Annotated in this window: 20 protein-coding genes, 1 tRNA gene and 1 pseudogene; 10 read left to right on the top strand and 12 right to left on the bottom strand. The window is 66.7% G+C overall.

Going from position 1 to position 22897, the window contains the following annotated elements:
* Positions 1–3: 3 nt before the first annotated feature.
* From ON26_RS01445 to ON26_RS01425, 5 genes are read right to left on the bottom strand one after another with little or no spacing between them, the layout of a single operon-like run.
* Positions 4–222 carry a hypothetical protein gene (locus ON26_RS01445; protein ID WP_040794098.1) on the bottom strand — a complete coding sequence of 73 codons (219 nt, stop codon included), beginning with the start codon at positions 220–222 and terminating at the stop codon, positions 4–6.
* A gap of 34 nt (positions 223–256) precedes the next feature.
* Positions 257–562 carry a hypothetical protein gene (locus ON26_RS01440; protein WP_157171747.1) on the bottom strand — a complete coding sequence of 102 codons (306 nt, stop codon included), beginning with the start codon at positions 560–562 and terminating at the stop codon, positions 257–259.
* Positions 559–786, bottom strand: a complete 228-nt coding sequence (locus ON26_RS01435) for a hypothetical protein (RefSeq protein WP_040794096.1) — start codon at positions 784–786, stop codon at positions 559–561. Before ON26_RS01435 ends, ON26_RS01440 begins: the two co-directional genes overlap by 4 nt.
* Before the next feature lie 25 nt (positions 787–811).
* A complete protein-coding gene (locus ON26_RS01430) occupies positions 812–2083 on the bottom strand; it encodes a cytochrome P450 family protein (protein ID WP_040794095.1) in 1272 nt (423 codons plus the stop codon).
* A 17-nt stretch (positions 2084–2100) separates the two neighbouring features.
* On the bottom strand, positions 2101–3375 hold the full coding sequence (locus ON26_RS01425) for a cytochrome P450 family protein (RefSeq protein ID WP_040794094.1): 1275 nt from the start codon (positions 3373–3375) through the stop codon (positions 2101–2103).
* A gap of 417 nt (positions 3376–3792) precedes the next feature.
* Between ON26_RS01425 and ON26_RS01420 the strand changes: the two genes are divergently transcribed.
* The 9 genes and pseudogenes from ON26_RS01420 to ON26_RS01385 all read left to right on the top strand — a co-directional run bounded on the left by ON26_RS01420 (position 3793) and on the right by ON26_RS01385 (position 13342).
* Positions 3793–4560, top strand: coding sequence for a helix-turn-helix domain-containing protein (locus ON26_RS01420; protein ID WP_040794093.1), 768 nt, complete (start codon positions 3793–3795; stop codon positions 4558–4560).
* Between the two features lie 10 nt (positions 4561–4570).
* Positions 4571–4906 (top strand): PCC domain-containing protein, encoded by a 336-nt coding sequence (locus tag ON26_RS31415; RefSeq protein ID WP_051026494.1) that lies wholly within the window; start codon positions 4571–4573, stop codon positions 4904–4906.
* A gap of 143 nt (positions 4907–5049) precedes the next feature.
* The gene (locus tag ON26_RS01410) at positions 5050–5559 is read left to right on the top strand and encodes a hypothetical protein (protein WP_040794092.1); all 510 of its coding nucleotides are present in this window, start codon (positions 5050–5052) and stop codon (positions 5557–5559) included.
* A 60-nt stretch (positions 5560–5619) separates the two neighbouring features.
* A complete protein-coding gene (locus tag ON26_RS01405) occupies positions 5620–7020 on the top strand; it encodes a hypothetical protein (RefSeq protein WP_157171746.1) in 1401 nt (466 codons plus the stop codon).
* Positions 7021–7899: 879 nt separating this feature from the next.
* The gene (locus tag ON26_RS01400; protein WP_157171745.1) at positions 7900–8391 is read left to right on the top strand and encodes a hypothetical protein; all 492 of its coding nucleotides are present in this window, start codon (positions 7900–7902) and stop codon (positions 8389–8391) included.
* A gap of 167 nt (positions 8392–8558) precedes the next feature.
* Entirely contained in the window at positions 8559–10001 is a 1443-nt protein-coding gene (locus ON26_RS01395) for an FtsK/SpoIIIE domain-containing protein (protein ID WP_157171744.1), read from the top strand.
* Between the two features lie 128 nt (positions 10002–10129).
* Positions 10130–11762 (top strand): annotated as a pseudogene (locus tag ON26_RS35210) (replication initiator).
* The gene (locus tag ON26_RS33060; protein ID WP_157171743.1) at positions 11752–11967 is read left to right on the top strand and encodes a hypothetical protein; all 216 of its coding nucleotides are present in this window, start codon (positions 11752–11754) and stop codon (positions 11965–11967) included. Before ON26_RS35210 ends, ON26_RS33060 begins: the two are co-directional and overlap by 11 nt.
* Positions 11968–12037: 70 nt before the next feature.
* Positions 12038–13342: a site-specific integrase gene (locus tag ON26_RS01385; RefSeq protein WP_040794090.1), complete on the top strand. Its 1305-nt coding sequence runs from the start codon at positions 12038–12040 to the stop codon at positions 13340–13342.
* 75 nt (positions 13343–13417) lie between these two features.
* On the opposite strand, the gene ON26_RS01380 is transcribed toward ON26_RS01385, so the two are convergent.
* From ON26_RS01380 to ON26_RS01365, 4 genes are all read right to left on the bottom strand, one after another.
* Positions 13418–13493: transfer RNA gene (locus ON26_RS01380), tRNA-Thr, on the bottom strand.
* Between the two features lie 57 nt (positions 13494–13550).
* A complete protein-coding gene (locus ON26_RS01375; protein WP_040794089.1) occupies positions 13551–14753 on the bottom strand; it encodes a DNA polymerase III subunit delta' in 1203 nt (400 codons plus the stop codon).
* A 53-nt stretch (positions 14754–14806) separates the two neighbouring features.
* The gene (topA, locus tag ON26_RS01370) at positions 14807–17695 is read right to left on the bottom strand and encodes a type I DNA topoisomerase (protein WP_040794088.1); all 2889 of its coding nucleotides are present in this window, start codon (positions 17693–17695) and stop codon (positions 14807–14809) included.
* A gap of 321 nt (positions 17696–18016) precedes the next feature.
* The gene (locus ON26_RS01365; protein WP_011206895.1) at positions 18017–18223 is read right to left on the bottom strand and encodes a cold-shock protein; all 207 of its coding nucleotides are present in this window, start codon (positions 18221–18223) and stop codon (positions 18017–18019) included.
* 506 nt (positions 18224–18729) lie between these two features.
* Here ON26_RS01365 and sftH point away from each other — a divergent pair.
* Positions 18730–21105 carry a DEAD/DEAH box helicase gene (gene sftH / locus ON26_RS01360; RefSeq protein ID WP_174375353.1) on the top strand — a complete coding sequence of 792 codons (2376 nt, stop codon included), beginning with the start codon at positions 18730–18732 and terminating at the stop codon, positions 21103–21105.
* 264 nt (positions 21106–21369) lie between these two features.
* Here the strand turns inward: sftH and ON26_RS01355 are convergent, their stop codons facing one another.
* The 3 genes from ON26_RS01355 to ON26_RS01345 all read right to left on the bottom strand — a co-directional run bounded on the left by ON26_RS01355 (position 21370) and on the right by ON26_RS01345 (position 22302).
* Entirely contained in the window at positions 21370–21720 is a 351-nt protein-coding gene (locus ON26_RS01355; protein WP_040794087.1) for an Rv3654c family TadE-like protein, read from the bottom strand.
* A complete protein-coding gene (locus ON26_RS01350; RefSeq protein ID WP_174375352.1) occupies positions 21704–22033 on the bottom strand; it encodes a TadE family type IV pilus minor pilin in 330 nt (109 codons plus the stop codon). The genes ON26_RS01355 and ON26_RS01350 overlap by 17 nt, the downstream gene beginning before the upstream one ends.
* A gap of 89 nt (positions 22034–22122) precedes the next feature.
* A complete protein-coding gene (locus ON26_RS01345) occupies positions 22123–22302 on the bottom strand; it encodes a DUF4244 domain-containing protein (protein WP_083883648.1) in 180 nt (59 codons plus the stop codon).
* Positions 22303–22897: the final 595 nt, after the last annotated feature.

Below are 22897 nucleotides of genomic sequence, written 5' to 3'. Positions count from 1 at the left end.
GTTTCAGTCGGTGGTGATCGCGATGACGGGGTCGGTGCCGGTGGCCTCGGCGGGTTCGATGCCGGGGAACTGATCGCCACCGTCGGTGGATGTGGCGGGGTGGTCGACCACCGCCGGCCTGGGGGAGGTTGATGGTTCGGGCCACCATGTCCAGGCGGTGATCGTGATCGCCAACAGGATCGCGGCGGTGAGAGCGCGGGTGAGGATGCGGTGCAGGTGCATGAGTGATCGTTTCTGTCGAGCTGCGAGTTTCGGCTCACGGATTGGGGGTCCAGCCGCGGACGCGGGGGATGACGGCCTGGGGTACGACCAGGTTGGCTGCGAGGGCCAGGGCTTTGGCCGCGGTGCCGAAGTGGGCGAGGCTGGGGGCGAGGATCGCCGTGGCCCCGGTGGTGTGGGCGGTGTGGGTGATCAGGGTGGTGGGCATATACGTGTTGTCGTCGATGGTGAGTACTTCGCCGAGTCGGCACCCGTGCCAGGCGGCCAACGCGGCCAAAGTCGCTCGGTCCTCGGTTTCGGATTCGCTGACGGCGAGGTTAACCACCGCGATGGCCATGTTCACGAGTCGTCACCTTCGATGCGGCCACGGTCGCGGAAGTACCGGTAGTCGTCCCTGCTGACGATGAGGGCGGCGACCTTGGTCGAGCAGTGCCCGAGGCATTCGCCGTGGAGCAGCAGTGCGGTCGCGGCGTCGGCGGGGGAACGTGTGGGCCAGTGCGGGTTGTCGTGGCGGCGCTGGTCGGTGGTGGTGCGGATGCTGGGGGCGTGTTCGAGCGGGATGACCACACCAGAAGGCGACGACGGCGGAAGGTCAGTGACCACGGTGTTGCTCTCCTGGGTCGTGCGGCCGGTCCAAGTAGACAGGGAGGGACTGGTGGCCGTGGGAAACGAAGCTGGCCAACGGTTTCAACTCGTGTGCTGGGGTGGCGAGTATCAGGTCGGGGAAGCGCCCGAACAGGGCGGGTAGTGCTTCGGCAGCTTCCAAGCGGGCCAGGGGCGCGCCGAGGCAGTGATGGGGTCCGTATCCGAAGGACAGGTGTTCCTTGTTCGGGCGGGTCGGGTCGAAGGCGTCAGGTTTGGGGGCGTGCAGGCCCGGGTTGCGGTTGGCGGCGGCGAAGCAGGCGAGGAGGGCGTCACCGGCTCTGATGTGTTCGCCTGCGATGTCGATATCGGTGACCGCGTAGCGCAGCGGCAGGTTCGCCACCGGTGGCGCGTAGCGCAAGGTCTCTTCGATCAGTTGCGACCACGTGATGGTGCCGACGCGCAGCTGAGCGAGTAGTTCGGGTCGGGTCAGCACTTGGTAGACGGTCTGGTCGATCAGGTTCACCGTGGTCTCGTATCCGGCGCTGATCACCAACAGCAGTGTGTGGACCAGTTCTTCTTCGCTGAGCCGGTCTGCCTGCTCGTCGCGGTGGCTGATGAGCAGGCTGGTCATGTCCTCACCGGGGTCGACGCGACGACGCGCGACCAGAGCAGACAGGGTGTCGACGAGTTCGGTGAAGGTGTCCTGTGGATCGCGTTGCGGGCTGGTGGAGAAGATCTCATCGACACACACCCGCAAGCGCACCTGAAGATCGGCGGGAACGCCCATCAGGGCGGAGATCACCCGCAACGGCACCTGGGTGGCGTAGTCCTCGCGCAGGTCGATCACCGCCCCATCGGGTCGAGCGGCGAGATCATCGAGCAGCCTGCGAATGATCATCTTGATCTGCGGACGCAACGCGGCCACCCGGCGCGCGGTGAAGGCGGGACCGACGAGTTTGCGCAATCGCTGGTGGTCTTTGCCGTAGGCGGTGAACATGTTGCGCACCGACACCCAGGCGATCTGCGGCCAATCGGCGGGGACTTGTCCGGCGATGAAGGCGGGCCAGTGTTGGTGGGCGTCCTTGGATACTCGCCAGTCGGTGAACAGTTGCTTGATCACCTCGGGATCGGTGACCGCCCACGCGGGGATGTCGCCGGGCAGCACCACCCGAACCAGCGGTCCTCGGTCGCGGAGAGCGATGGCTTCGCCGGTGATGTCGGTGCCAGCGACATCCAGCACGATCGGAGTAGGAGAAGAGACGGGTTGCAGATCGGTCATCACAGATCGCCTAACACTCAGCGGACGGTCGAAACGGGCAGTGACGGAGCAGGGGTGAACACGACGGGCAGCGCTTCCAACGACCGGTGGAACGGGCCAGGCCGCCACCTGAGCCGGTCGGCAGGGATCGCGAGTTCAATTTCGGGGATGGCGTCGAGGAGCTGATCGATCGCGTCACCGGCGATCTGCTCGGCCATGGTGCGGGCGGGGCAGCGGTGTGGGCCTGCGCCGAGTCCTAGATGGGATTCGTTGCCGTAGATGTTGCCGCCGACCACGGCCGGATCGTTGTTGCACGCGGCCAGGCTGATCACGATCGGCTGATGCGCCGGCACCCAGGTATCGCCGATGAGTTGCGGTTGACGCGGGTAGGACATGCAGAAGTTCGCCAACGGCGGGTCACGGAACAACACATGGGTGAGCGCGTCACGAGTCGAGACCGCGCCCCCGATAACTCGGCCTCCGAAGTCTGGGCGGGTCATCATCAACGACACGGTGTTGACGATCAGATTCGTCAACGGCTCACACGCTGCGGCATACAACGTGAAGAGCTGATGAACCGTTTCCTCGTCGTCCAGGGCAGCCGAATGAGCCAGCAGCCAGGAAGTGACGTCCTTGCCCGGGCGGGCGCGTTTGCGGGCGACGAGTTCGGCCAATGCCGCCACCGCCAGACGGTTGCCTTCGCCCGCGTCGGCAGTGGTGTCGAACATCATCGCCATCCCGGTCGCGGCCTGCTCACTGACATCGGGATCACACCCGATCAGCTCGCTGATCACCTCGAACACAAACGGGAACGCGTAGTCGCCGAGCAGGTCGGCCCGCCCCTCACCGCTGAACTCGTTGATCAGCCGAACGGCGCTGCGCTCGACCACCGCGTGCAGAGCGATCAGATCCACCCGGCCCAGCGCGTCCACGTTCGCCGCGCGGTACCGGGCGTGTTCGATACCGCTGCTGCGCAACGCGTTCGGACGTTTCTGCATCATCGGCAGCACCGGGCACTCGGCCGGAATGCCGCGCTGCCAGAGACCGGGATCGGCGGGGAAATGCTCGGGATCGTTCAAGATCGACAGCGCGGTCCAGTAGCCAATCACCAATGTCGCCGCGACACCCGGAGCCAGCCAGACCGGCACCACCGACCCGAACCGCTCACGCATCCGGGCGTACGCGGCCTGCGGGTCCGCGGCGAAGTCGGCGGTGTAGAGCGGAACACGGAACTCGTTGTCGGCGTCGAGGGGCGAGCCACGCCCGACGGGGCAGCGCGTGGTACGAGGGACGACGGATTGCGTTGTGGACACGATGATCTCCCAAATTTGGGCCCGCGTGGGTAACGTGCTCCCTGGCCAGCCTGGGCGGTGCGAAGAGGCCGTGACCTAGGACCTTGGGCGGTTGAGGCGCCAGCAATCGTGGGCATCATCTTCGGACCGTTACCTTTGAGCTAAAAATTGATAGGGGCAGCGCATTTCGTGGGTCGGGACGGCGTGCCGCTGCGTGGTCGTGGTGATTCGTTTCCGTGGTGCAGCGGATGGCTACTCCGGGAGCCGGGACAGTGCAGCCGCTACTGCGCAGACGCTCCATTGGTCTGCGCCGTTGAGGTCGGCTTCCCGGCTCCCGGAGCGCATTCCAGGTTGCCAAAACAGCGCTCTACCAGGAAGGATTGGAGCTGGAAGCTTCTACCAGCTTTTACCAGGTTCGCTACGCCACAGGGGGATCCGATGGCCGACGTGACGGTTTGGACGGGTGCCGTTGTCAATGCGGTGCGCAAGGCGATGCGTCTTTCGCAGTCGCAGTTCGCAGAGCGGGTACGAGTCGACCAACGCACGATCAGTTCATGGGAGTGCGGCAAGAATCGGCCGATCAGTGCAGCGGGTTCCCGGGCGCTCGACGAGCTCCTTGACGAGCTGACCGAGGGGGAGCGTCGACGGTTCGAGCAGATGAATGACTCGAAGGTAGTTTCGTTCGGTAATGATGATGGTATGGACCGTCGTCACTTCCTCCAAGCCGCTGCACTTGCGCCGCTGGCATCGCCCGCACCTGACCTATTGGCCAGCCTTGCCGGCGGCGATCCCGGCCCCCTGGCCTTGGTGCAAACCTCTTACACCGTGGATCACACAATCGCCGCGGCGCTGGACCATGCCACCATGCGCAGGATGTTGCTGTGGGCACAAAACGATCCATCCGAGATCATCCGGGTGAACGCGGCGGGGATCCTCGCCAAGACCACTGACGCTCCTGCAGAAACCATCGCAGGCATCCTCGCTCACGACCATGATGTAAGCCGCCGCTACATGACCGCCGTGCTCTCTCGGGTGCTCGACATCGACCACGGCAACGCCGCTGGCTATGTCATCGCGCCAGAAACTCTGCCGTCCCCGGAGGCGGTAGCCGCGAAGCTGGCAACGGAATCGATCAACCGCCATGACGTTGGTGCCCGCTGGTGCGCTGCCACCATGCTGGCACGGATGAGTCCCTACCTTCGCTAGCATTGGTCTCATGCATGTCTTCGAGGTCGAATCAGGCGAAATCATGGCGCAATTCGAGAAACTGGCCGCCGAGAAGGGCATCCGCGACGCCGCGATTGTCTCGCTCATCGGCGGCCTCCGACGCTTCACAATCTCCACCATGCCCACCGACGACGAAACAGCCGACAACATCAGCACCTACAACGTGACTGCCGAGATGCACGGCAACGGCGAGATCCGCGATGGCAAGGTGCACATCCACGCCACGATGGCCATCCAAGGCGACCACGCAGTTGCCGGACACCTGCACTCTGCCGAAGTTGACCACTGGTTCGCTCGCGCCTACGTTCTGCCGATCCCCGTCTGATCGATTGGAGAGCCCTCCGCGGATCGCAGAGTGCCGAGGAAGTCATGCGGCCGTGCGTCGATGAGCCTGGATGCTGCCGCCGTCGCATCCGAAAGCCGCGTCCTGCGGCAAACGGCAATTAGCAACAACTGGAAGGGGAAAGTGTGGGGGCCGACGAGCAATTGGGTCTGGACTTCGAGGTTCAACGGACCGCTTGGGGTGACTGGGTGGACGCTGACCGCAGGACAGCCCAGGCACGGAAGTTCATGCGCCGTGCGGGTATCGCCCGAATCCCGGCCGAACCCTGGCTCTCCGACGCACCGGAGGTTCAGCGGCTCAATGTCCTGGTAGCAGAGCTTTTTCCGGATATGGAGACAGCCGCGAAGCCGGAGAACGCGGCTACGGTGGACGAGTTCATCTGCTTTGTCGGCGAATGCTACATCAAGTTCGCACGGGCTCAATGGTTCGACTTCGAATGGCATGGCCGGGACCATTCCTTCTACGACAGTGTGAATCCCGCGCTTCGGTGGCTCGGAGAGGACGCCGAGGAAGAGGTCACGGCGTGGGAAATCATGGAGAGCGTCGCAGACCATGCCGCATTCGGCGAAGCATTCTCTGTATTTGTCGACGAAATGCGCGAAGAATATGCCAGGTTTGCGGATTCGGCCACGTAACGGCCGATAGCTCAATGCTGCACAACTGAGAAACCAGCATGGCCGGGGGGTTGGCTAGCCATGTCTCGTGACGGATACGACAAAGACCGTGAGACGTTCGACAACAATGCGCGCGGTCGCATCTGGGAAAACGGCACCGATCGATATTTTCGCGATCGCCAACGCGGCTATTCGAGGCCGTTACGGGAACATGAATTACTCGCCGATGGTGGCAAGTATCGTCGCTACGATAAGCAGCAGGGCCGCATCGAGAACGGTCCTGTCCGAGCCATCGAAGACAAGTCGGGTGAGATCGGTGGACGTAAGGACGTACGTCAGCTGCGCCAGGACTACGAGTTGATCCGGGACGGAAAGGTCGAACATTTACTGCTGCGTTCGGTTTCCGGTGAACGAATCTCACCGGCAGCGCAACAGTGGATCGAGAAGTTGCAGCAGGATTTTCCGGACAAGTTCACCCACCAGATAGTTTCGCGGGCGGATGCTCGCGAGGTCTGGGCGTTGGGTCGGCAGCTGGAGCGGGGGCAGCAGCTCGAGTTGCCCGGTGTGGGTGAGAGAGCGCGGGACCAGGTCCGGGAGCGTAAGGACCCTGGGCGGCTGAAAGCGTTCTCGAGGGCGCTCGAGACGGGCAAGTCGTTGGCCGAACAGCGTGAGCGCCACCGGGAGCAAGTGCGGGAGCAGTTGCGCGAGATCGCCGAACGCGCGAAGACCGGCCGGCCTGTCGAGGTCGACATTTTGCAGAAGCAGCATGAGCGGTTGAGCCGGAGGCTGGAGAACATCAGGGAGGCCGAGCGCCGGAACGCGCGTGGTCTTCTGCGGTCGCTGGGGTTGCGGTTGAGTGAGAAGCAGATGCGCACGATGGAGCAGTTGAAGGAAGAGGAGCGGGAGCGTCGCCGCGAGGATGTGGTGCGCGGTCTCGACCAGATCGGACGTGAGATCGAGCGGGGGCATTGGCGGGAGATCGCCGACCAGCACAACACGCGAGTGCAGCAGTTGGGTATCGAGCATGTGCGGTCGGTGGAGCAGCGTTTCCAGGGGCGGGCGGGGTTGGAGCGGGAGATAGCGGTCGAGCAGGCTCGTCGGCAGGCCGACCGGTTGTTGCTGACTCCGGAGCGGATCGACGGATTGGACCTGGAACGGTTCCGCGCGGTCCGTGACGGCCAGGAAGCCGGGCACAGCGCACCGGATAAGGCTCACAGCTATCAGCGGTCGGGAGGTCCGGCGGTCAAGGTCGAGCACGATGCTCCGGAGCGGCGCTTGGCGCGGATGGTGCGCGATGTCGACCGCGGCTTGTCGGTTGATCAGGTCTTGACGCGTGAAGTCCTGGAGGTCAGCAGCGCTGAGCCTATCGCCGAGGCGACAAGGCAGGAGCGGTTGCATGCACCGACGAGCCAGGGACGGCATCGAGAGGCTGAACGTGAACGAGAGCGGGGGATCGAGCGGGGGCCGGATCGCGGCCGGTAATCTCCCAGATCTACTACCGGGCAGAATTTCCCGGTCGGGGTGAGATCGCATGTTTTGCATCGTCGTGACACGCTGGCCGAAAGATTTTCGGCGTGCGGGCTAAGTGTTGCAGACTGCATCACCTGGCGGTTTTCGGACATGCCGCTGGGTTTGCTGCCTGCGGGTTCTTGTCCTGGAGTGCGATTTTGCGGTTTGCCGATTATCAGGTGAACGCGGTGGTGCCGAAATTTGCGTACCTTCAAGTCCTTGACGGGCGGCGGTGCGCTGGCATCCTAGATGGTGGGAGCAAGGCCGTGAACGGGCGGTGGAGCATCCACCGGATTGGGCGCGCGGGTACCGCGACCGTTCGGTGAACGGTCCGAGCCGGTCTTCTCCCATCGGACGATATCGACGTGGTAGCAGCATCGCCGGGAACGCGACGCGCCCCGCCTGGTCCGAGTAACGGAGTGCTGTACCCGACGGCACCCCTCGAGGAGAGGCCCCGACCCGATGAGCCCATAGAACCCGCCGAGAGTGGTTGCCCCCCTGCGTCAACAGGGGGGCAACCCGAGTGAGAACCACTTCCGGGCATCACAGGGCGTGCATCCCTAGCTCGGAGCCAGCGAATCCCCGCTCGAGCAGAAACCGAGTTCTGCCATGTCCACGGTAAGGCATGTGCGGGTCCAGGGTTGTGCAGACTTCTGGATTCACCGCACCCTCCCCAGCGGCGGATCACCGTCCGCCGGTTGCCGAAGTCCTCCCATTGTCGCTGGTAGATGCGGGTTTTCACCGCATGCGATCACAGCCCCGACCACAGCGTCTCCCGCTGTACGAACGGGCTCTTGCGAATCGTCCGATCTTCCCAGCTCACAGGAGGTTTCTTCTCTCATGACACAACCTATGCAGTCTTCCCAGACCGAAGCCCAGCAGCGCCGTCGGCGCGGGTTCAGGATCGAGTTCGACGAGTTCTTCTTCGGTGGCCTGCTGGCGATGGGGCCGGTACGTCCGGCCACCGAGTTCAGTCAGGATCGCAGCCGTCCGAGTCCCCAACTGCGCGATGAGGACACCGGATTGTGGGTGTGGCGGTTGCCGGTCAGTGATCCGGCGGCGTCCTCGTCGACTCGGATGAGCTATGACGTCTACATTCTGGCCGAGTCCGAACCGGTCATGCCGTCGGAGCTGGTGCCGGGGGTGTGTCCGATTCGGCTCACCGATGTGACGATCGCGCCGCGTCTGGCCGGGCCGGATGACCGCCGCTATATCGCATACACCGTGCGCGCACGCGGTATCGAAGCCGCTCACGACGCCCAGATGTCCGGTAGCGGCAAGCCAGCCGGACCGATACGCGGCAACACGGCCCCTGGACGCGCGGAGAAGACAGTCAGCGACTGAGGTGAGCGGCGCGGGCGGGTCGACTCTCCTGGGTGATGCCGGCCGATTCTGGCCCGTCCCGCGCCACTTCCCGCTGCAATCCAAAGCCATTGCTCTGAAATGGTTTTCACTGCCGCTCGCTGTCCCACAGCGGTCGTCGGGCGGTCATTGCTCGAGGAGAGTTGATCGTGGTTCGTACGCAGGATCGTAGACAGCCGTCCGGACAGTCGGATGCGTTCGGGGTGCTCGCGGAGATGGTGTTCGAGGCTCTGTTGGGGTTGTTGTATGCGGGGGTGATCGTGGCGGGCTGGCTGATCATGTTCCCGATGCTGTCGCTGCCGGTCGCGGCCGTGGTGGGGGTGGGGATGTGGCAGGGCTGGCCGTATGGGGCGCTCGCCGGTCTGGTGGCAATGACCGGGTGGGTGTCGTGGGCGGTGTGGTGGCCGCGCTCATGGGATCGGTGGGTGTGGGGGCGTATCCGGTTCCGCTGGCTGCGGTGGTGGCGCTACACCGCCTCGTGGAAGCGCGTGATGGCCATGCACCAACTCACCGTGGACGTGGACGGCAAGGTCCAAGTGCCCGGCGTCGGTGCAGTGGTCGTGGGTCCGGTCGCGGACCTGGTGGACGTGCACATGGTGACCAGCCAAACCCCCGACGATTGGACACGGGAAGCCGAAGCGCTGTCGCATGCGTGGCGTGCGGTTGGGGTGCGGGTCGGGCAACTGCGTAAGGGGTGGGTGCGGTTGCGGGTCGTGCGCACAGACATCCTCACCGATCCCGTCCCGTTGTCTCGGATCGAACCGGCGCGGGTCGATCTCGAGGCGTTGCCGATCGGGCGCACCGAACTCGGCCGGGTGCAGACGGTTCCCCTGTTGGGTGCTCAGTTGTTGGTTGCGGGCGCGATGGGTTCGGGCAAAGGATCGGTCACCTGGTCGCTGATAGCGGCGGCGGGACCTTTGATTCGGGCCAGGGTAGTGCAGGTCTGGTACCTGGACCCCAAGGGCGGGATGGAGGCGGGATATGCCCGCGACTGGTTCGCCCGGTTCGCCTACGACAACGGCGAACGCGCCCTGGCGATGCTTCAGGAAGCGGCGGCCATCGTCCAAGCACGCGGTGAGAAGTACATGACCCGGCGCGAACGCAAGATCACGCCGAGTGTCGACGAACCGCTGATCGTGCTGATTATCGACGAATTCGCTTCACTGACAACATATTTCACGGACAAGAAGATCCGTGACGAAGTGACACGGCTGCTGTCGCTGATCCTGACCCAATCCCGCGCAGTCGCCGTGCCCGTCATCGGGTGCCTGCAAGACCCATCCAAAGAAGTCCTCGCCTTGCGGCAACTGTTCCCCTACCGGCTCGGGCTGCGGATGACCGAATCGACCATGCCCGACATGGTATTCGGGCACAGAGCACGCGACCGGGGAGCCGAATGCGACCTCATCCCCAAGAACACCCCCGGCATCGGCTACGTCCAGGACGAGACCGGCCCCGACATCGAACGCTTCCGCGCCTACTGGGTCAGCGACGACGATATCGACTGGATCATCCACACCTACCCCTCACGACACCCCGACATCAGCGGGCCGACATTGAACACCGGCGACGGGCCGGAGGGATCGCTGTGAGCGCCGGTCATGACCGAACTCTTGTCCTGGGTCCCGACGCACGCGAGGAACGGGTGCGCGAGATCCTGCCCGACTTCGACGCCATCGCGCTGGCCACCGCCGCCGAACACGGCGTGTGCCTGCGGCCGATGCTTCTCGAACAACACGACACCGTCACCGGCACGAAGGAGTTTGTTCCGGTGCCGTGCGGCAATACCCAGGAGTCGGTGTGTGCACCGTGTGCTCGTAAAGCGCAACGGTTGCGGATGATGCAGGCGCGGGAGGGCTGGCACCTGGACCACGAACCCCGCATCCAACACCGGCGCCCGAGCCTGGATCAGCAACAACTCATGCTCTACCGCGCGGACGTGTGCGCCCTGCTCGAAGCCACCACTGCCCTGGGCGAACGCGCAGAGTTGACGGCTGAAATCTCCTGGATCGACAAGCAATTGGTGGCGCTCGGGATGCGCGGGCGAACACCGGCTGCGCCCAAAGACGCTGACACCACCGATGCCGATGCCGCTGACTCGTCCGCATCCGGTGAGCCGTCCACGCCGCATCGGTCGACCCGCCGTGACGACGACGCTCCTGATCTGCCGCGCAATCCGATCGACAAGTCACGCACCATAGGGCGCGAGTATGCCGGCCGATACCGGCCGTCGATGTTCATCACTCTCACCCTGGACTCCTACGGCCAGGTCCACCGTGACGACGGCACCCCGCTCGATCCCGAGCGCTACGACTACCAGCGGGCGGCGTGGGATGCGATCACCTTCGCCGCACTCGTGGACCGGTTCATCCAGAACCTGCGGCGCGTCATCGGCTGGGAAATCCAGTACTTCGCCACCATCGAACCCCAACGACGCGGCGCACCACACATCCACCTCGCCTTGCGGGGGTCGGTGCCGCGCCACCTCATTCGGCAAGTGGCCGCGGCGACCTACCGCAACATCTGGTGGCCCCCGATCGAGAACCCGCGCTACTCCCCCGACACGGTGCTACCGGTCTGGGACCGCGAACAGCGCACCTTCGTCGACCCGCACACCCGCCAGCCCCTCACCGACTGGGACGACGCCGTAGCCGACCTGGACCGGCCCGTCCACAAAGCCAGGTTCGGTGTCCAAGTGCATTACAAGGGCATCCTCGGCGGCACCTGCGAAGGCCGACCGCCATATCGGGTACCTGTGCAAGTACCTCACCAAATCGGTCACCGAAACACTGGCCGCCCGATCTCCTCGCCAACACACCCACTTCGATCGGTTACACGCCCACCTCGCCCGCACACCGTGCTCGCCGCGCTGCCCGCTGTGGCTGCTGCACGGCATCGTGCCCAAGCACGCGGGCGCACGCACCCGCCCCGGCAGCTGCAAAGCCCGCGCACACCGACGCTCCTCCCTCGGCCTGCCAGGACGGCGGGTACTGACCTCGACCCGCTGGACCGGCAAAACCCTCGGCGACCTCAAAGCCGACCGACTGGAGTTCGTCCGCCGCACCCTCGCCGCGGTCGGTATCGACAAACCCACCCCTGAAAAGGGGCGCTACACCTGGTCCACCATCGCCCCGGGCACCCGCGTGCCCTCGCGCGCGACACTTCTCATGCGCGCCATCGCCCAACGCCAAACCTGGCGCGCCGAATACGAACACGCACTGCTGGCCACTATCCCTCAGAGTCCAGCCGGTGAGCGCGACGGGCCGGACTCGAATCTTTCGGCAACCACCCGCCAGCAAACTAATGGCAACAATATTGGCCTTGACCAGGTAGGACGACCGGATGTCTGCTGAACCCAACCCCATCGTCCCGCTTCGCCGGTGGGCCACGACCAAGCAAGCCGCCGCGCACATCTGCGTGAACCCCGAAGTGCTCCGGCGCTGGAACCGCGACCGGGAGAACCACCCGTGGCTACCGAGACCCAGACGGGTCGGAAAGGATTTCCGTTGGGATCTGAACGCTCTGGACGCCGCGCTGGCGGCTCGGGAGGACGACTGACTGTTCCGGTGAGGGGGCGGTGGTGAAGCGCGGCAGACCCGCTCGCCCCATCGGCGTCCCGGGCGCTCCGATGCTCACCGAGTTGTCGCCAGGGCACTGGTGCGCACGGATTCTGGTTCGCGACGCCTCCGGCAAGCGCCGTGACCTCAAACGGGTATCGCCGGTCAAGCTCGACGCTCGAGGCCGGAAGGTCCCCGACCGCAACGGATCGCGGGCACTGGACGCCGTCATGGCCGCCGCTACCTCGATCCGGATCGACCTGGGCGGTGAGCTGTCGGAATCGACCACTGTTCGGCAACTGTGGTCGCTGTACCGAGCGCACCTGGTCGAGCAGGAACGCGCGAGCAGCACTGTGGACCGCTACGACCTAGCGGCTGAGATGTTCACCACAGCGTTCGGCGAACGGCGCCTGCTCGAAGTCACGACCTCGGCGATAGAGGCGTTTCTCAAGCAGGTCGGGGAAGCGCGAGGTCCGTCCACGATGCGGACCGCACGGAACGTCCTGTCGGGCATGTTCCGCTATGCCGTGCGCAAAGACGCGCTCACGGTGAATCCGGTCCGGGAATCGCAGATGGCCAAGAACATCGAGGCCAAGGGCCGTACCGGTGGCGCGCGTGATCTCACCATCGATGAACTGCGGTTCATCCTCACCGCTGTGCGCACTTCCGAGACACCATGCCCGCGCAAGCTGTCCAAGGCCGAACGCGACCGGGGTACGCCGGTCAAGGCATACACCCCGCCGACCGTCGCCGACTACTGCGAGAGCGCCGACCTGGCGGACCTCGTGACGCTTCTCGCGGCGACCGGGCTACGGCGTAGTCAGGTGCTCGGCCTGCTGTGGTCGGACATCGACCTGGCGGCGTCCACTCTGCGATGCACGGGCAAGGTGGTGCGTGTCAAGGGTACGGGCCTGGTGCGCACCGCCAAGGACGACGACCCCAAGAATCGGCGGGGAACAATCGCCTTGCCGAACTTCGCAGTCGAGATGCTCAGGCGACGCAAGGCGGCTCTGGCCACACGCAAGGCGACTCTGGCAGCACGCAAGTTGGCCTCTCCACCCGAGCCCGATGCACCGGCCACCCTCGATCTCGTGTTCCCCTCCGCCGTATGGACGCTTCGCGATCCCCAGAACGTCGGTCACGAGTGGCAGCGGGTGCGGGACGCGCTCGGCATGGCCGACGACATCACCGCGCACAGCTTCCGCAGCGCCGTCGCCACCATCCTCGACGACGCTGGACTGTCGGCACGGATCACCGCGGATGTCCTCGGCCACGCCGACCCGGCGATGACCCAACGCCACTACATGGCACGCGGGCGAACCCACCACGCCGCCGCTCGAGCACTCGAACGTGCGGTCACCGGTGCAGGGCGATAGTTGGGAGTTAGTTGGAAGATGAGCTGCTTTCCGTTCGGTTTGTGTCCGCCGGAAAGCAGCTCTGACCAGGAGAGATGGAGCCGCCTGGGGGAATCGAACCCCCGACCTTTTCATTACGAGTGAAGCGCTCTACCGACTGAGCTAAGGCGGCGTGCCTTTCGGCCACCGGAGTCTATCGTCTCGACCTTCGGATCGCGAAAACGGGTGGTCAATCGGTCCGGGCGGCGATGAAGGCGGCGACCATGGCGGCGACGGCGAAGCGGGGTTTGACGTTGAGGTCGATGGCTTCGCGGCACTCCAGGACGGCGTCGATGCTGCGCAGCAGGCCCTCGGGCGGGACGCGGTCGGCGAGGTCGCGGATGTCGTCGGTCATGTCGGGGTGGGTCAGCGTGACCGAGGACAGGTCGTGTCCGGCGAAGCGGACGGCGAGGGCATCGCGGAACAAGCCCGCTATGTCGATGAGGGCGAGGTCGAGGGCGTCGCGGCCGGTGCGGGTGAGGCGGGATTTCTGGCGGCGTTCGAGTTCTTTGAGGATGCCCGCCGAACCGCGGGTCGCGCCCGCCGATCCCTTGCCGGTGCCGCCCGCGCCGAGGGCGGTGGCCATTTCGTCGCGTTCGCGTTCGTCGCGTTCGGCGCTCATCTCCTTGGCCTCGTCGTCGGCGGCTTTCACCAGCGCGTCGGCGGCGGCATAGGCCGCGGCGGGACGGGCGGCGGCGGTGGCCAGGGCGAGGGCGCGTTGCCTGCGGTCGCGGGCGTGGGCGTCGGTGGCGAGGCGGCGGGCGCGGCCGACATGTCCGCCGCTGATCGAGGCGGCCCATTCGGCGGCCTCGGCGTCGAGCCCGTCCTGGTCGCGCAGCACGGCGGCGATATCGGTGACCGACGGGGTCACCAGGTGGATGTGCCTGCATCGCGAGCGCAGTGTCACCGAGATGTCCTCCGGGTCGACCGAGGGCGCGCAGAGCAGGAACACGGTGCGGGCGGGCGGTTCCTCCACAACCTTCAACAGGGCGTTGCCCGCGCCTTCGGTGAGCCGGTCGGCGTCCTCGACCACGACCACCTGCCAGCGGCCGGTGCTCGGCCTGCGCGCGGCGATCTGCACGATCTCGCGCATCTCCTTGGTGCTGATGCTCAGCCCTTCGGGCACGACCCGGCGCACGTCACCGTGCGTGCCCGCCATGGTGGTGGTGCAGGCATGGCAGCGACCGCAACCCGGAGTCCCGGGGTCGGTGCACTGCAGAGCGGCGGCGAAGCAGAGCGCGGCGACGGACCGGCCGGAACCGGGCGGGCCGGTGAACAGCCAGGAGTGCGTCATCGCGCCCTCGACGACACCCGCGCGTGCCGCCACCGCCGCAGCCGTCAGCTCGGACTCGACGGCGCGCTGCCCGACCAACCGATCGAAGACTCCCGCCACGACTACACCCTAACCGCCGGGTCCAAGCGCTCCCGCCGGGGCGAGGTCCGGGCTCAGGAGGTCTCCGCGCTCGAATTCGCCGAGGCCTTCTTCGCCGGCGCCTTCTTGGCGGCGGCCTTCTTCGCGGCGGACTTGGTGGCGCTCGCCTTCGCTGTCGCGCTCTTGGCCGCGGTCTTCTTCGCGGCGGTGGTGGTCTTCTTCGCCGCCGTCTTCTTCGCCGGGGTCTTCTTGGCGGCAGCCTTCTTCGCGGTCTTCTTCACCGGACCACGGGCCCGCCGGTCGGCGAGCAGTTCGGCGGCCCGCTCGTCGGTGATCGACTCGACCTCGTCGCCCTTGCGCAGGCTGGCGTTGGTCTCGCCGTCGGTGACGTAGGGGCCGAACCGGCCGTCCTTGATCACCATCGGCTTGCCCGACACCGGATCGACGCCCATTTCGCGCAACGGCGCGGCCGAGGCCGACTGACCGCCGCGGCGCTTGGGCTCGGCGTAGATCTTCAGCGCTTCGTCGAGGGTGACCGAGAAGATCTGGTCCTCGGACGCCAGTGATCGCGAGTCCGAGCCCTTCTTCAGGTACGGGCCGTAGCGGCCGTTCTGCGCGGTGATCTCCTCGCCGCTGGCGGGATCGGTGCCGACCACGCGGGGCAGCGACAACAGCTGGAGCGCGTCCTCGAGGGTGACGGTGCCCAGGTCCATCGACTTGAACAGCGAACCGGTGCGCGGCTTCGGCGCGGCCGCCTTCTTCGCCGCGGTCTTCTTCGCGCCCTCGGGCTCGGGTTCCGGCTCGGGCAGGATCTCGGTGACGTAGGGACCGAAACGCCCTTCCTTGGCGACGATTTCGTGCCCGGTCTCCGGATCGACGCCGAGGCGACGGCCTTCCTGAGGTGTCGCGAACAGCTTCTCGGCGACCTCGACGGTCAGCTCGTCGGGCGGCAGATCGTCGGGCAGATTCGCACGCTGGGAGATCGGATCGCCGTCGGGATCATCGGGATCGGTGACCAGGCGCTCCAGATACGGCCCGTAACGACCGACCCGGACCACCACATCGCGGCCCTCGTCGTCGGTGAACAGCTTGATCGAGTTCACCTCGCGGGCATCGATGTCGTCGAGCTGCCCGCCGACCATCTTCTTCAGGCCACCCGAACGCGCGACCGAACCCTCGGCGCCGCTGTCGCCACCGAAATAGAAGCTGGACAACCAGTTTCCGCGCCGCTCCCGGCCACCGGCGATGGCGTCGAGATCGTCCTCCATCCCGGCGGTGAAGTCGAAGTCGACCAACCGGCCGAAATAGGCCTCCAACAGCCCGATCACGGCGAACGCCACCCAAGACGGCACCAGCGCGCTGCCGCGCTTGTAGACATAGCCGCGATCGAGGATGGTCTTGATGATCGAGGAATAGGTCGACGGGCGGCCGATGCCCAGCTCTTCGAGGGCCTTGATCAGCGAGGCCTCGGTGTAGCGGGCGGGCGGATTCGTACTGTGCCCATCGGGATTCAGCTCGACGGCGGTGACGTTCTGCCCTTCCTCCAGCGCGGGCAGGCGGGACTCGGCGTCGTCGGACTGGCCGCCCGCCTCCTCGTCCACACTCTCGACATAGGCCTTGAGGAAGCCGGCGAAGGTGATGGTGCGGCCGGAGGCGGAGAACACGCACTCCTCGCCGGTCCCCGCGACGCCGGTGATGCGCAGCGTCAGGGTGGTGCCGCGCGCATCGGCCATCTGTGAGGCGACGGTGCGCTGCCAGATCAGCTCGTAGAGGCGGAACTCGTCGTTGTCCAGGCGCGAGTGCAACTGGCCCGGGGTGGCGAAGGTGTCGCCGGCCGGCCGGATCGCCTCATGGGCCTCCTGCGCGTTCTTCACCTTGCGGGTGTACTGGCGCGGCGTCGGATGCACGTACTCGGCGCCGTAGAGCTGGGTGGCCTGGGCGCGCGCGGCCGCGATCGCCGACTCCGACAGCGTGGTGGAGTCGGTACGCATGTAGGTGATGTAGCCGTTCTCGTACAACCGCTGTGCCACCCGCATGGTGCGGTCGGAGGTGAAGCGCAGTTTCCGCCCGGCCTCCTGCTGCAGGGTCGAGGTCATGAACGGCGGGTAGGGCTTGCGGCTGTAGGGCTTGGACTCCGCGGAGGTCACGGCGAGATCCACGCCGTCGAGCGCCTCGGCGAGCCTGCGGGCGCGGGTCTCGTCCAGCACGACCACGCCGTTGGCGGACTTCAGCTGCCCGTCGGGGCCGAAATCCCGGCCGCCTGCCACGCGCGCGCCGTCCACGTTCACCAGGCGCGCGCCGAACGTACGCGGATTCGCACCGTCGCCCTGTTCCCCGGTGCCCGCGTCGAGCTTGGCGGCGATGTCCCAGTACTCGGCGGAACGGAACGCCATCCGCTCGCGCTCGCGCTGCACGATGACTCTGGTCGCCACCGACTGCACCCGGCCCGCCGACAGCTTCGGCATGACCTTCTTCCACAGCACCGGACTGACCTCGTAGCCGTAGAGGCGGTCCAGGATGCGGCGGGTCTCCTGCGCGTCGACCAGATCCGGGTCGAGTTCCCTGGTGTCGGCGGCGGCCGCGCGGATGGCGGGCTCGGTGATCTCGTGGAAGACCATCCGGCGCACCGGGACCTTCGGCTTGAGCGTCTCGAGCAGGTGCCAGGCGATGGCCTCGCCCTCACGGTCGGGGTCGGTGGCGAGATAGAGCTCGTCGGCGTCGGCGAGCAGGCTCTTGAGTTCGGCGACCTTGGCCTTCTTGTCCGGGCTCACCACATAGATGGGCTCGAAGTCGTTGTCGACGTCGACGCCGAGCCGGGCCCAGGACTGCCCCTTGTACTTGGCGGGCACGTCGGCCGCGCCGCGCGGCAGGTCGCGGATATGACCGACCGAGGCTTCCACCGTGTAGTTGCGCCCCAGGTAGGGGGCAATTTTGCGAGCCTTGGTCGGGGACTCGACGATCACGAGACGACGCAGGGGACGCCCCTGATCGACTGCACTGCGGTCTCGTGTTGCCACCGGCGAAAACACCTTTCCTTCTCAGAACCCGCGTCACGCACCCTCGCATCGTGCACGGCTTCGGGGCAGGCGACGACTACGAACATCGCTACCAGAGACGTTTATACCTCGACGACGGCAGCGGTCGGGCGCGTGCGACCCGAACCACCGAGCGTACGTGATGGGAGATGGTAGCGCCCCACCCCTCGGGCAGCGCCTTACCCCGGAAACAGCTCGTCCCTCATCCCGATACCGGTGATGAGGGACGAAGCTGGATATGAATGCCGCTCAGCTGAGCGCGCGGACTCCGGTGGCCTGGGGGCCCTTGGTGCCCTGGCCGACCTCGAACTCGACCTTCTGGTTCTCCTCGAGGGTGCGGAAGCCCGAACCCTGAATCTCGGAGTAGTGGACGAAGACGTCAGCGGAGCCGTCCTCGGGCGCGATGAAGCCGAACCCCTTCTCCGCGTTGAACCACTTCACAGTTCCCTGTGCCATTATGTTCCTTCTCTTTTCTTACCGGAACGGCGGACAACTGGGTTCGTCCACCGGGCCCGTTCCGACCGCTGTACTCTTGGCCTCTCCCTACGGGGAAAGCACCGCAGGGAGAGCGCCAAGCACACCGCTCGCAACATCGATCCTGCTGATGGTTTGGACTTTCGATCCGTCCCTCGAACACAGAAGCTTGCGACCAGGAACCAGTGAACCATGTCTCCGAGGAATTCAACAGTCGAGTTACCGACAATTTGCAAAAAACTTGATCTTGCGAATGCGCGGATAAGGGACACAATCCCCGAATCCAGACTTACGGTTTGTTTGCGGCGGGATAACCGGGCAGTAGCTCGGCGAGATGGCTGTGACGCGGGTCGCTATTCCGCATCGAATAGGCAGGTTGGACGACCGAGAGAGCGCACCATGACAGCTGGTAGGCGCGCAGCCGTGCTCGCGTCGTGACCGCGGACCGCGAAATCGGCCCGGAGACCTCCGCTGGCTACGGGCGATCGTTGCTGAATCGTGTCCGAAATTCCCCGGACGACCCCCGGTTGACGCACGTGACCGATCAACCCGCCCGGGATGCCCGCACCACCACCTGGCCGGCCTGGGCACATCCCGAGGTCGTCGCCGCCTTCGAAACCGCGGACATTCCCGCACCGTGGACGCATCAGACCGAAACCGCCGAGCTGGCCGCGAGCGGGCGCCACGTGGTCCTGAGCACCGGCACAGCTTCCGGTAAATCACTCGGATATCAACTGCCGGTGCTCACCGCGCTGCGCGAAGATCCCAAGGCCACGGCCCTGTACCTCGCGCCGACCAAAGCGCTGGGCGCCGACCAGTTGCGCGCGGTCTCCGAACTCACGCACGAGGGCGCGCTGCGCGATATCCGCCCCGCCACCTACGACGGCGACACCCAGGCCGAGGTCCGGCAGTGGGTCCGGGACAACGCTCGCTGGATATTCACCAATCCGGACATGCTGCACATCGGCATGCTGCGCTCGCATCAGCGCTGGGCACGGGTGTTTCGCAGACTCCGCTACATCGTCGTCGACGAATGCCACTCCTACCGGGGGGTCTTCGGCTCGCACGTCGCGCTGGTGCTGCGCAGGTTACGCCGTGTCGCCGCCTGCTACGGAGCCGATCCGGTCTTCGTGCTCTGCTCGGCGACCACCGCCGATCCCGCCGACGCGGCATCGCGCCTGGTAGGCGCGCCGTGCACGGCCGTCACCGAGGACGGGTCGCCGCGCGGCGCCCGGACCGTCGCGCTCTGGGAGCCGCCGCTGGTGAATCCCACCGGCGGCGAGAACGGTGCGCCGGTCCGCCGTCCGGCCACCGTAGAGGCGGCGCGCATCATGGCCGATCTGGTGAGCGAGGGCGCCCGCACGCTGACCTTCGTCCGGTCGCGCCGCGGTGCGGAACTGGTCTCACGGGAGACCCGCAGGCTGCTCTCCGAGCGGGATCCGGCGCTGCTCGAGCGCGTCGCCGCCTATCGCGCGGGATATCTCGCCGAGGACCGCCGCGCGCTCGAAGCCGCCCTGTCCGACGGCACACTGCTCGGCGCCGCGACGACGAACGCCCTGGAGCTGGGCGTGGACATCGCGGGCCTGGACGCCGTGGTCATCGCCGGTTTTCCCGGCACGGTGGCCTCGTTCCTCCAGCAGGCCGGCCGGGCGGGCAGACGCACCCAGGGCTCGCTGGTGGTGCTGGTCGCCACCGACGATCCGCTGGACACCTACCTCGTCCATCACCCCGAGGCGCTGCTGGGCAAGCCGGTCGAAGCGACCATCACCGACCCGGCGAATCCCTGTGTCCTCGGACCGCAGCTGTTGTGCGCGGCCGCCGAACTGCCGATCACCGACGCCGAAGCCGAGGCCCTCGACGCCCGGGAAGTGCTCGCCGACCTGGCCCGAGAGGGTCTGGTTCGGCACCGGCCGGGTAAACAGCCCGGTTCGGGCCGCTGGCACATCACCGCGCACACCCACCCGCACGACGATGTGGACGTGCGCGGCGGAATCGGCGCGCCGGTGATGATCGTCGACGGCGAGACCGGCCGGTTGATCGGCACCGCCGACGCCGCCCGTGCGCCGTCCACCCTGCACGAAGGCGCTGTGCACCTGCACCAGGGCGAGACGTACGTGGTCGACGAGTTGGACCTCGAGGGCGGCGTGGCATTCGTGCACCAGGGCGATCCCGGCTGGACCACCACGGCCCGCTCGCTCACCACGCTGACCATCGACGGCATCGTCGAGGAGCACGCGCACGGGGCTGTGATCAGCGCCTTGGCGCAGGTCAGCGTGACCAGCCAGGTGACCGGCTACCTGCGTACCCTGCCCACCGGCGAGGTGCTGGACATGGTGGAACTCGACCTGCCCGCCCGAACCCTGCCCACCAGAGCCGTCCTGTACACCGTCGACCCCGAACTGCTGACCGCCGCGGGCATCACCGCCCGCGGCCTACCCGGTGCGCTGCACGCCGCCGAACACGCCGCCATCGGCCTGCTCCCGCTGTTCGCTACCTGCGATCGGTGGGACATCGGCGGCGTGTCCACGGCCGAACACCCCGATACCGGCCTGCCCACGGTGTTCGTCTACGACGGGCAGCCCGGCGGCGCGGGCTTCGCCGAGCGTGGCTTCGCGCGGCTGCGACCCTGGCTGGCGGCCACACTCGACGCCATCGAGTCGTGCGCCTGCGCCACCGGCTGCCCGTCCTGCGTCCAGTCGCCCAAGTGCGGCAACGGCAACAGCCCCCTCGACAAGGCCGCGGCAACCCGCCTGTTGCGTGCGGTGATCACCGAACTCGGCACGCCCGCTCTGCATGCCATCGACGCAGGTGAGAGCGCGGAAATCGGCTCGCTGCCGGATGCCTGTCCAGGGCTGGGCACATAGCTGTCTGTGGGCTGGGTCACGATCGGCAGGTTGACTGGACAACCACCATCCCCTGGGCGATCGCCCCACCGCCCGAATAAAACGGAATAGTTTCATGTTAACTACAACATTGCCGCAGATGCATACCGGCCGCCCGGCTATCGCGATTTGAATTACTGCAATCGGACTCGTATAGATACCGCATCGTAATTATCAATGCGCACGTATTCGATAATTGAAGCTTGCAGCATCCCACTGTGGAACATTCAGAACCGGTCGGTCTTACTAATCGGCGGGTCCCGCCCGTGCACTCGCATGCACCGTCCGCGCACCCAGCACGCCGACCGATACATTCTGTTCCACCGATACCGTCACCTCCCATCCCGCCACCTCGCACGAGGCGACCGTGCCACTCATTCGCCCCACCACCGCGACCGCCTCGGCGCACGCCTGCTCCGTTCCGCCACGCAACGCACCCGCCGCCGCGAGAGCTCCGAGATCCGCGCCCGCCTGCACCCGATGCCGCGCCACCACCACGGTGCCCAGGCTCACGAACATCGACGTGACCGCGATCAACGCGACCAGCGCGACGCACGCGTACACCGTGGCCGCCCCGGTGTCACCGCCCCTGCCCATCCGGTGCCTCCGTCCCTGGCTCGCGTACCGCGACCGCCTCGGCTCGCAGCCGCAACGGCAGCAGCGGCGTGCGCGCGGAAACCACCGCCACGATGAATGCGCCCTCGCGCCGCACCGAGATATCCGCGCCCGGCGGGGCCACCCGGCCGGCCGCCGCGCGCGCGACCGCCGTGTCCCCCCGCGCCTCGAGCCGGGCGGCCTCACGGGCGGCGTCGACACAGCGGACCTGCGCCGACGCCGCGAGCACCGCGCCGAGGCACAGCATCACGACGATCATGATCGCCGCCACGGCAATCGCGGCCTCCACGGTCACGCCGCCGTCCTCGGCGCGCAGGCGGCGAGCAGCCGCCGCGCACCGGTACGCCCGGTACACCGGCACATCCGACCTGTCCACGGGCCAGGTCAGACGCTGGTGTTCAGGGCCTTGTCGATGATCCCGGTGAGCGCGTCCACGATGGAGTCCCCGGTCACCACTCCGTAGAGGACGGCGCCGAACGCGGCCGCCGCAATGGTGCCGATGGCGTATTCGGCCGTGGACATGCCCTCGTCCGCGCGCACCGCACGCACCAGCCGAGCCGACAGCTCCCGGCCGAGCCCGCGAAGGACCTTTCGCACCTTCCGGAGCGCGGGGCGGATGGCCTTCCACCTCGCGACAGCCGACTCGAGTCGGATTGCGCCAGGACCGAGGCCCACCGTCGTCCGGGCGCAGCCCGTGGGCGCCGGGCGTGCGAAGCGCACTGTGCTGGGCGCGCACCGGCGCGTCGATCGTGGCGACGCGGCGGACTCCCCTGCCTCCTCAGCGGACTGTCGGCCCGACCGCCGGCCGATGGCCATCTGCGTCCGGGAGTGGAGCCAGGCGAGCACGACAGCGAATCGGTGCTCGGCCCATGCCACCACCGCCGCGCGTGGCATTCGACTTCGCCTCACGAGGCGCAACAACCCGAGATGGCGCGGCACGGAGCACTGTGCGGCGGCAGCGATCGGCAACACCCGTGGGGAGCCGATGGGTGCGCGCAGTTCGGGGACAGCGCGGCTGCCGTCGGGGCGCGAAGCCTTGTCTGCGGGCGCACCAGCCGCGTCCGGCGCACCAACCGCGTGCGGCACAGGAGCCGCGTCGGGCACACCAACCCAGTCCGACACACCAGCCGAGTCCGGCACGCCAGCCGAGTCCGGCACG

The sequence above is a fragment of the Nocardia higoensis NBRC 100133 genome, from assembly GCF_000308595.1.
Lineage (GTDB): Bacteria > Actinomycetota > Actinomycetes > Mycobacteriales > Mycobacteriaceae > Nocardia > Nocardia higoensis.
This window is presented reverse-complemented; position numbering and strand designations above follow the sequence as displayed.